The following is an 8,129-nucleotide window of genomic DNA, read 5'->3' on the forward strand; positions in this document are numbered from 1 at the left end:
CCCCCTGCCGCCGCCCCCCAACAAACAGCGGCGCCTCCCGATCCGCCACCAACGGCCGCACCCCCAGCATCCGATCATTCAGCGCCTGCGGCGACAGCCCCAGCGGGCACAGCCAGCCGCGCTCCGCCCGGCGGATTCGCTCGGCCACCGCGCCGATATCGAACGCCAGCACGTTCAGCCCCGCCTGCCACGCCTGTGTCAGCGTATAGCTCCAGGTTTCCGGCCACACCGCGGGCAGCCACGCCAGTTGCGCCTGTTGCCGCCGGATCAGGTCCACCGCCGCGTGCTCCTCATACCGCCCGGTGATCCGCACCGTGCCGGTGGCCAGCAGGCGGTCGTCGTCGCAACTGTGCCCCACCAGATGGAACCGCAGCCGCAGCCCCCGATTCGCGGCATCCCGCGCGCAGGCCAGCAGCACCTCATAGCCTTTCTCGATGCCGATCGCCCCCACGACGCAGACGCGGCGGACTCCGTCCTCGGCCACCGGGCTCGGCTCGGCCGGCGGCACGGCGGAGTCGTCCTCCCAGTACCTCACCTGCGGCTCGATCGCGGGAAAATGCCGCCTGATCCGGATGGCAACGTCGTCCGAGGGCACGATCACCGCCGCAGCCCCCGCCAGTTCGCGCGCCGATCGCTCCCGCAGGTCCCGCGGCCGGGTGTCCTCATCATTCATGGTTCCGGCGTCGGCCACGCAACCATCGCACCCGGGCAGGTCCGGTTCGCCGCAGTAATGCCGGTCCACGCCCACCAGGTTGATGCGCGGGCACAGCCACGCATAGTCATGGACGACGATACTGTAGGGAATCGTCAGCCGCCGGAACAGGTCGAACACGCCATGGTCATGCCCGATCATGCTGTGCACCTCGGCGCGCAGCGGCTTGTCGACCGCCAGGATCGCGGCCAGCGCGTCCAGTTCGCCCGGCACCGCGAATCGCAGGTTCGGAGTCCCGCCCTCGGGCCCGTTGCCCAGCACGCAGTCCCGTCCGTCGCCCTGGCGGCTCGCCACCGGCCACAGGACGATCGGCCGCTTCCCCTCGGCCCGCAGCGCCGCCGCCCGCTCCGCCACGTGGCGCTGCACGCCGCCGCCCCGGCCATGGGTGACCAGCAGCACGGATGGCGCGCCGGTGCGGAACGTCTCCCACCGCGCCAGGTCCAGCCGGCGGCGCGGCTCGGCCATCGGGTCGGCCTTGATGAAGTCGGCGACCAGGGCGTCATACCCAGGGTGCAACTGGTTCAGCTTGCGCAGGTTGCGCGTGATCAGGTGCTGTTTGGCCGAGCCGAACGACTGTCCGCCGACATGGGCGACGAACACGCCCGGCACCGCGACGTGGCGCCAGCCAAGATGACGGGCGCGGATGCAGAAGTCGTTTTCCTCGCCGTAGCCCTGGCCGAACACGTCGTCTCGCAGCAGGCCCGTGGCGTTCAGGCAGTCGCGCTTTATATAGGTACAGAAACCAACCGCCGTCGGGATATCCACCAGGCAGCCGAAGTTCGCGCGCTGCGCCAGGGCGTCCAGGTGCACCGTGTCGTCCAGGTCCGGGATGGCGTTCGGATGCTCGGTGCTGGGATAGCTCAGGATCGTCGCGTTGTTGGAAAACGGCGTGGCCGTGCCGATGTCGGGCGCCGCATAGGCCGCGTCCCGCAAGGAGGCCAGCCAGCCCGGCGGCACCAGCGTATCGCTGTTCAGCAGCACGACGTCCCGCGCCGGGCTCTGGCTCATGCCGAAATTGGCGGTGCCCGGGAAGCCGCGGTTCACCGGCCGGGTGAACAGTTTGATCCGCTTTGCCGCTGCCAGCTTGCCCAGTTCGGCCGCCACGCGGGGATCGGGCGAGGCGTCGTCCACCACCAGGATCTGCGCCCAGGACGGCAGGTCCTTCAGCAGCGAGTCCAGGCAGGCCAGCGTCAGCTCCAGCTCGCCGTAGACCGGAACCACGACGTCGACCGGCCGCTTCCGGTATCCGGATGTGGCCGGCGTGCCGGTGATATGGGCCGGCACGCCCAGGTTCTCCAGGTCCGGGATGGCGGGCCCGGTCCTGGTTCCGGGGGCCGGGAACCGTTCGGCGATGATCCGTGACGCGGCCTCGGCGCTGCGCCGCTCGGCGGACGGATCGACCGGGCTGCCCGTCAGGGCGCGGCCGTTTGCCGCGCAGACGCGAAGCGGCCCGGCAAACCGGCGCAACGCCTCCGGCGGGACGCGAAAGGCGCGTGGCCGGGCCAGGGGCGACGTCGTGGCGACGGTGGTGTAATCCGATGCCGTCACGGTCAGGCCCGCGCTGCCGTCGCCGGGGAGAATCGACAGGACCGGAGGATCGTCTGGATTGTTCGGGCACCAGGCCCAGCCGTGCAGGTCGCCGTCGTGGCTGTCGACGAATCCTTCGACGCGGGCGATCCGGCTGACGTCGACGGGGGAGCCCAGCAGGTCCGAGCCGTCCAGCTGAACCCGAATCGCGCGGGCCCGGCGCCAGTGGTCGGGTAGCCGGGCGCTGTGACGCTCGCCATCCCGTTCGGCCCGCAGTGCAAGCGGCTCGCCGTCCAGCGTGGCGATCGGCCCTGGCCGCCTGTGGCGACCCATCATCAGCCGAACGGTCAGCACGCCGGTGGGGTTCAGGGCGCACCAGCCCGGGGCCTCCAGTGACCGGACGATCGAATCCGTGACGCGCGGCACGGCGGTCATCGCATGGCGGGACAGCGCATGGGCCAGGGCCTGGCCGGCCGATTGGGAATCGGCCTGCCAGTGGTGCGCAATCGCCAGGCCGATCCAGGCCTCGCGCACGTCGTGCGCGGCGCTGACCGAGGCGAACAGCCTGCCGGCGTCCGGATCGTTCTCCTGCAACTTCAGGGTAGCGAGCGCCAGGGCCGCGTTGGCATCGCCGGGGGCGGCGTCCACGGACGTGTCAAAAATGGAATTTTGCTCAAGAAACTTTCTGACCGCGGCGACGGTTTCATTATTGTCCTGAACTGCCAAATCGGTGCCGTCTAATATCAACTGCCGATCGGCTTTTCTATTGGACATGGGGCAGCCGTTCCGTTGGCGCGTGGGCGTGGCCCATTGCGACAACCAATGGCGTCGACAAGTGCCGTACCGGAGGTTCGCTCTCGATGAAGAACACGCTCATCGCAGATTCGCAATTTATTGTTGTCAAAATCGAATAACATCATCCTCGCCGGCAGTTCAAGACCCATGCATTCGCCGGGGGATCAAGGCGTGCCGCCGGAGGCCTCACGCCTGCTTCGCAAATGCGGTTTCGCCGGGTCGGTGCCCCATCGTCATGGCCGGGCGCGTCCCGGCCAGGGCGATGACCTTGCCCATTTTCGTCCATCGTGGTGGCCGCGGGCGGGCTGGGGGACGGCGTTGTCAGGCCCGGGCGATCGTGGCTGCAGGTCCCGGCAGTCCTTCCCGGCGGTCATCAGTTCCGCGCCTCGCTGTTTTGTGCACCAGTGGACGGGTGGACATTCCCGCACGGCAGAGGCCTGATCGCATACGCGGAAGTGCCGCTGCTGACGGGCGACGGACCACCGCATCGGCAAGAAGCCCCGGACACACGGGGCGACAACGCGAGGGGAACGACATGAACCGACGCTCCTTCCTGGCCTCGTCCGCGGCCGGCGCGGCTGCGGCTGCCTCCCTGACCGCCGCCAGGGCCGCCGAGACGCTGCGGCCGCCCGGCGAAACCGGCGTGCCGGACTGGCACCCCGAGCGCCTGCCGCTCGGCCCGCTGCCCGATTCCCGCTATCCCGACAAGCATATCGAGGCCATCGATCCGAAGCGCTTCAAAGGCAGCCCCGGCACTGGCGCGGTCGAGCGCGTCGCCACCGGCTTCCGCTGGGCCGAGGGGCCGGCCTATTTCCGCGCCGGGCGCTACCTGGTGTTCAGCGACCTCCCCAACAACCGCATCATGCGGCTGCTGGAGGACGACGGGCACCTGAGCGTGTTCCGCACGCCGTCGATGAACGCCAACGGCAACACCGTCGATCGCCAGGGGCGCCTGGTCACCTGCGAGCACAGCGGGCGGCGGGTCACCCGTACCGAACTCGACGGCACGATCACCGTCATCGCCGACAGCTACAACGGCAAGAAGCTGAACTCGCCGAACGACGTGGTGGTCGCCTCGGACGGCACGATCTGGTTCACCGATCCGACCTACGGCATCAAGGGCAACTACGAGGGGCTCAAGGAGCCGCAGGAACAGGAGAAGCACAACGTCTATCGCGTCGATCCGAGCAGCGGCGACATCCGGGTGGTGGTGGACGATTTCGTGCAGCCGAACGGCCTGACGTTCTCGCCCGACGAGAAGCGGCTCTACATCATCGACACCGGCGTCTCGGAGGGCGGTCCGGCGCACATTCGGGCGTTCGACGTCGATCTCGCCGCCGGTAAGCTCAGCGGCGGCAAGGTGTTCATCGACGACTACAAGCCGGCGACCACCGACGGCATGCGCTGCGATGTCGAGGGCAATATCTGGTGCAGCATGGGCTGGGGGGACCCGAAGGAGGACGGCGTGCGCTGCTACGCGCCGAACGCCGAACTCATCGGCAAGATCCACCTGCCGGAGACCTGCGCCAATCTGACGTTCGGTGGCCTGCTGCGCAACCGGCTGTATATGTGCGCCACCTCGTCGGTCTATGCCCTGTACGTCAACACGCAGGGGGCGATGACACCGTAGAGGCACGGGGCCAGGGCGGGGCCAGCCCGTCGCCCTGTCGCCGTGGCACGCACCGCCCTTGCCTGGCTTGTCGGCATGGGCGCTGACATAGAGAGACAGGGCCGGGTCGATTGCTTCACCGTCATGGCCGGGCGTGTCCCGGCCATCCACCCCCCACCGTCGGAGCGCAGATGGCCGGGACACGCCCGGCCATGACGATAGGGAGGCGACCGCGCTCTGTTCCCCCGTAAGTCAGCGCCCATGCGGCTTGTCGCCTGCCGCATAGTTCGCCGCCAGGTATCCCGCGATCTCCGCCGCCACGGCATCGTCCAACGGCGCCCCGAACGCCGTCCGCATCTTTGTCACCTCGGCTTTCCACGCCGCCGGCGACAGGAACGGGCTGTTCATGATGATGTAGTCCGAGGTGTGGCAGACGTTGCAGTAGGCGGAAACCAGTTCCACCCCCGATCCGGGTTTCAGCGGCAGCGGCGTCTCCGCCGCCATGGCGGCGTGGCCGGCCAGCACGGCCAGTCCGGCGATCACCATGCCCCTCATGTCACGGTCACCGTGATGACGCGCGGAGCGTTGTTGTGGTACCCGCCCGGGTTCCACCTCAGCGACTCCGGCTGGCGCTCGCCGGCGTTGCTCGTCGCCCGGCTGGCCAGGCGGTAGCGGCCGCGCGGCAGAAAGTCGGTCTCCAGGCTGAACCGCCGGAACGCATACGGGCCGAGCGGCCGATCGAGCAGCGCGTCGATCCAGGTGGCACCGCCGTCGAGCGACACCTCCACCCGTCCAATGCCGCTTCCCCGGTCCCAGGCGACGCCCTGGATCTGGAAGCCGTCACGCTCGACTTCGCTCCCCTCCAGCGGATCGGCGATGAGCGAATTGACCACCATCTCGGTGATCGGGACGGTGGTCCCGGCTGCCTGCGACCGGAACGGCAGGGTGGCGGGGAACATTCCGGCCGGCACCCGGTAGGCGGTCTTCATCCAGAAGTTCGCCAGCGGCTTCGCGCTGATTTCGATCTGGTTCAGGTGCTTCATCCAATAGGTCGCCACCCAGCCCGGCACCACCAGCCGCGCCGGAAAGCCGTTCAGAGCGGCAGCGGCGCATTGTTCATGGCGATGGCGACGATGGTGTTGTCGTCCATCGCCTTGTCGATCGGCAGGCTCTTGCGGAACGGCGGTGTCGCGGCCAACGGCGGGATGGCGGCGGGCGCGACGTCGGCGCCGCCGAGCCAGATTTCCACCGCCTCCGGCCTGACCCGCGCCGCCTTCAGCACGTCGCTCAGGCGCGGGCCGGACCAGGTGGCGCAGCCCATGGCGCCATCGGTCCATTGCACGCCTGGGACATGCGGCTCGACCAGGCCGCGACGGCTGCCGGCGCACTGGCGGACCGCCAGGACGTCGATCGGCGGCAGGTCGAGCAGGTCGCGCCAGCGCAGCCGGGCCGGCTGCGCGGCGGCGTCGCCGCCAATGGTCAGGGCCCAGTCCTCCAGCGACGGCGGCTGCGGCACCGCGTCCGTGTGGTAGCGCACGAAGAAGCGCTCGTTCGGCGTAGTCTCCTGGGTATAAGCCTCAACCGGCGTCGCATAGTTCGGCGGCCGATCGGCGAGGCGGATGAGGCGTCTTTTCTCGGGCGGGTCGGCGTAGCGCACAACCTCCCTGGTGCCCTCGGGCAGGCCAGGCGGAAGGCCGGAAACCGCGGCCAAGGCCGGGAAGGGTGCGAGAACGGCCGCACCGGCACCTGCGATCACGGCACGTCGGCGCATGTTGCCTCCTGTCCGTTGTAAGAGCGCCGATATAATACAAGGCGCTCCCACCGGCAAAAGGCTACTCGGCCGCCTGCCTGAAGCGTTGCGCGTAACGTGTCAGCGCGCCCTCGTCGGTCGGGACGATGGGCGCGAAGTCGGTGTGCGCGATCCATTCCGGCCGCGTCGGCTTGCGGATGTAGTTGGAGACCGCGTTCAGGGTCAGATAGACGATCTTGCGCGGGTACGGCGTGATGTTGCCGGCCGAGCCGTGCACCAGGTTGCCGTGGAACATCAGCAGCCCGCCGGCCTTGCCCGTCGGCGCGACGATGCCGCCGGCCTCGACCAGCTTCGTCACCGTCGCCTCGTCCAGCGTCCACAGCGGATAGGACGTGGTGGCGGTGTCGTGCTCCGCCGCCAGCACCCCGAGCGTATGGCTGCGCGGCACCAGCATCAGCGGGCCGTTGATCGGCATGACCTCGTCGAGGAAGATGGCGATGTTCATCGCCCGCGGCTCCGGCATGCCGTCGTCGCGCGCCCAGGTGCCGTAGTCCTGGTGCCACTGCCACACGTCGCCGGTGAACGCGGCTTTGGCGTTGATCTTGTACTGGTGCATGTACACCGGCTCGCCGAACAGTTGCTCGACCGGACGGATCATCCTGGGATGCCGGGCGAGCAGGCCGTGCGCCTCGTTGTAGAGGTGGGCGGCGAAGGCGGTGCGCGGGGCGCCGGATTTCTCGCGCCAGACCTCCGGGCGCTGCTGGCGGTAGATCGCCTCGGCTTCCGATTTCAGCACGGCCACTTCGTCGTCGTTGAAGGTCTCCGGAAGGAAGAGGTAGCCTTCGTCGTGGAACTGACGCACCTGTTGTTCGGTCAGCATGGAACGCTCCCTTGCTTCTGGCGGCATGAAACCACGACCACCGGATCGGGGGACGGCCGCCGTTGCATTGCGTGTCGGCCGGCAGGATGCGGCGTGGGATGGCGGACGGTCAAGCGACAGGACGACAAGGCTGCTGCTCCGTGCCGGGCAAGCCCGGCATGGATGAGGCCGCGGCCACCCCGGCATCTCCTGCCAGCGGAATTCCCGTGATGTTGCAGGGGATTTCCGGAAATGGAGCCGGCCGGGCGGGATGCGGGCGGCAGGCGCAACCGAGGGCATGGGCAACCCGGATCCGGTCATGCGCCGGCCTGGCGCGCATTCATGCGTGGAAGTAACAATAAGGCATCGCATTACACGCCGCCATCATCGTCTTAAACCTTTTCTTAAGCTTTTCCTGCCAGCACCCGGCTTACCGCACCGCGTATCAGCCCTGCGGCAATCCCTTGCCAAAACGGCTAATACCAGGAGCAGTACCATGTCGAACGTCCGTAGCGTTGCGCTGGCTACGCTGGTGGCCACGCTGCCGCTCGCTGCCTGCGTGCCGGCCTATACCGTCGCAACAGCCTATCCGGCGGGTTACACGGTCCCGGTGGTCGCCACGACCGCGGTTGCCCCGGTGGTCGCCACTTATCCGGTTGCGCCTGTCGTCCAGGCCGCGCCGGTGGTCGCCACGACCGTCGCCAGTCCGGTGGTCAGTGTCGCGCCGACCGTGGCCACGATACCGACGGCGGTGATGAGCCGGGTCGCCGTGTGGCCGTGAGGCCGGTGCGTCTCCGGTGGGGACAGCGTGGTGGATGGGGTATTTTTGTTCGCACAGAGACGAAATGAGGGCTGGGGAGGGCCACAGGGGATCAGG

At 68.7% G+C, this 8,129-nt stretch carries 7 protein-coding genes; 2 read left to right on the plus strand and 5 right to left on the minus strand.

Translation table 11 applies throughout. The annotated features are described in order from the left end of the window. Positions 1-2,887, minus strand: a 2,887-nt coding sequence (locus CCS01_RS23195) for a glycosyltransferase (protein WP_104521140.1), incomplete at its 3' end; no start/stop codon positions are given. A gap of 682 nt (positions 2,888-3,569) precedes the next feature. Between CCS01_RS23195 and CCS01_RS23200 the strand changes: the two genes are divergently transcribed. Next, a complete protein-coding gene (locus CCS01_RS23200) occupies positions 3,570-4,664 on the plus strand; it encodes an SMP-30/gluconolactonase/LRE family protein (protein WP_104521141.1) in 1,095 nt (364 codons plus the stop codon). A 231-nt stretch (positions 4,665-4,895) separates the two neighbouring features. Here CCS01_RS23200 and CCS01_RS23205 read toward each other — a convergent pair whose 3' ends face one another. From CCS01_RS23205 to CCS01_RS23220, 4 genes are all read right to left on the minus strand, one after another. After that, positions 4,896-5,189 (minus strand): hypothetical protein, encoded by a 294-nt coding sequence (locus CCS01_RS23205; protein WP_104521142.1) that lies wholly within the window; start codon positions 5,187-5,189, stop codon positions 4,896-4,898. A gap of 5 nt (positions 5,190-5,194) precedes the next feature. Further along, positions 5,195-5,716, minus strand: coding sequence for a molybdopterin-binding protein (locus CCS01_RS33920; RefSeq protein ID WP_338049999.1), 522 nt, complete (start codon positions 5,714-5,716; stop codon positions 5,195-5,197). A gap of 20 nt (positions 5,717-5,736) precedes the next feature. After that, complete coding sequence (locus tag CCS01_RS23215) at positions 5,737-6,414, minus strand: molybdopterin-dependent oxidoreductase (RefSeq protein ID WP_104521144.1); 678 nt, start codon at positions 6,412-6,414, stop codon at positions 5,737-5,739. Between the two features lie 61 nt (positions 6,415-6,475). After that, positions 6,476-7,273, minus strand: coding sequence for a phytanoyl-CoA dioxygenase family protein (locus CCS01_RS23220; protein ID WP_104521145.1), 798 nt, complete (start codon positions 7,271-7,273; stop codon positions 6,476-6,478). A 475-nt stretch (positions 7,274-7,748) separates the two neighbouring features. On the opposite strand from CCS01_RS23220, the gene CCS01_RS23225 reads away from it, so the two are divergent. Beyond that, a complete protein-coding gene (locus tag CCS01_RS23225; RefSeq protein WP_104521146.1) occupies positions 7,749-8,033 on the plus strand; it encodes a hypothetical protein in 285 nt (94 codons plus the stop codon). Positions 8,034-8,129: the final 96 nt, after the last annotated feature.

The sequence above is a fragment of the Rhodopila globiformis genome (assembly GCF_002937115.1).
In the GTDB taxonomy this organism is placed as follows: domain Bacteria; phylum Pseudomonadota; class Alphaproteobacteria; order Acetobacterales; family Acetobacteraceae; genus Rhodopila; species Rhodopila globiformis.

What these genes read in the sequence shown, in the direction of transcription:
- CCS01_RS23200 (WP_104521141.1), top strand. Translation starts at nt 3,570, where the DNA reads ATGAACCGACGCTCCTTCCTGGCCTCGTCCGCGGCCGGCGCGGCTGCG.
- CCS01_RS23205 (WP_104521142.1), bottom strand. Translation starts at nt 5,189, where the DNA reads ATGGTGATCGCCGGACTGGCCGTGCTGGCCGGCCACGCCGCCATGGCG.
- CCS01_RS23215 (WP_104521144.1), bottom strand. Translation starts at nt 6,414, where the DNA reads ATGCGCCGACGTGCCGTGATCGCAGGTGCCGGTGCGGCCGTTCTCGCA.
- CCS01_RS23220 (WP_104521145.1), bottom strand. Translation starts at nt 7,273, where the DNA reads ATGCTGACCGAACAACAGGTGCGTCAGTTCCACGACGAAGGCTACCTC.
- CCS01_RS23225 (WP_104521146.1), top strand. Translation starts at nt 7,749, where the DNA reads ATGTCGAACGTCCGTAGCGTTGCGCTGGCTACGCTGGTGGCCACGCTG.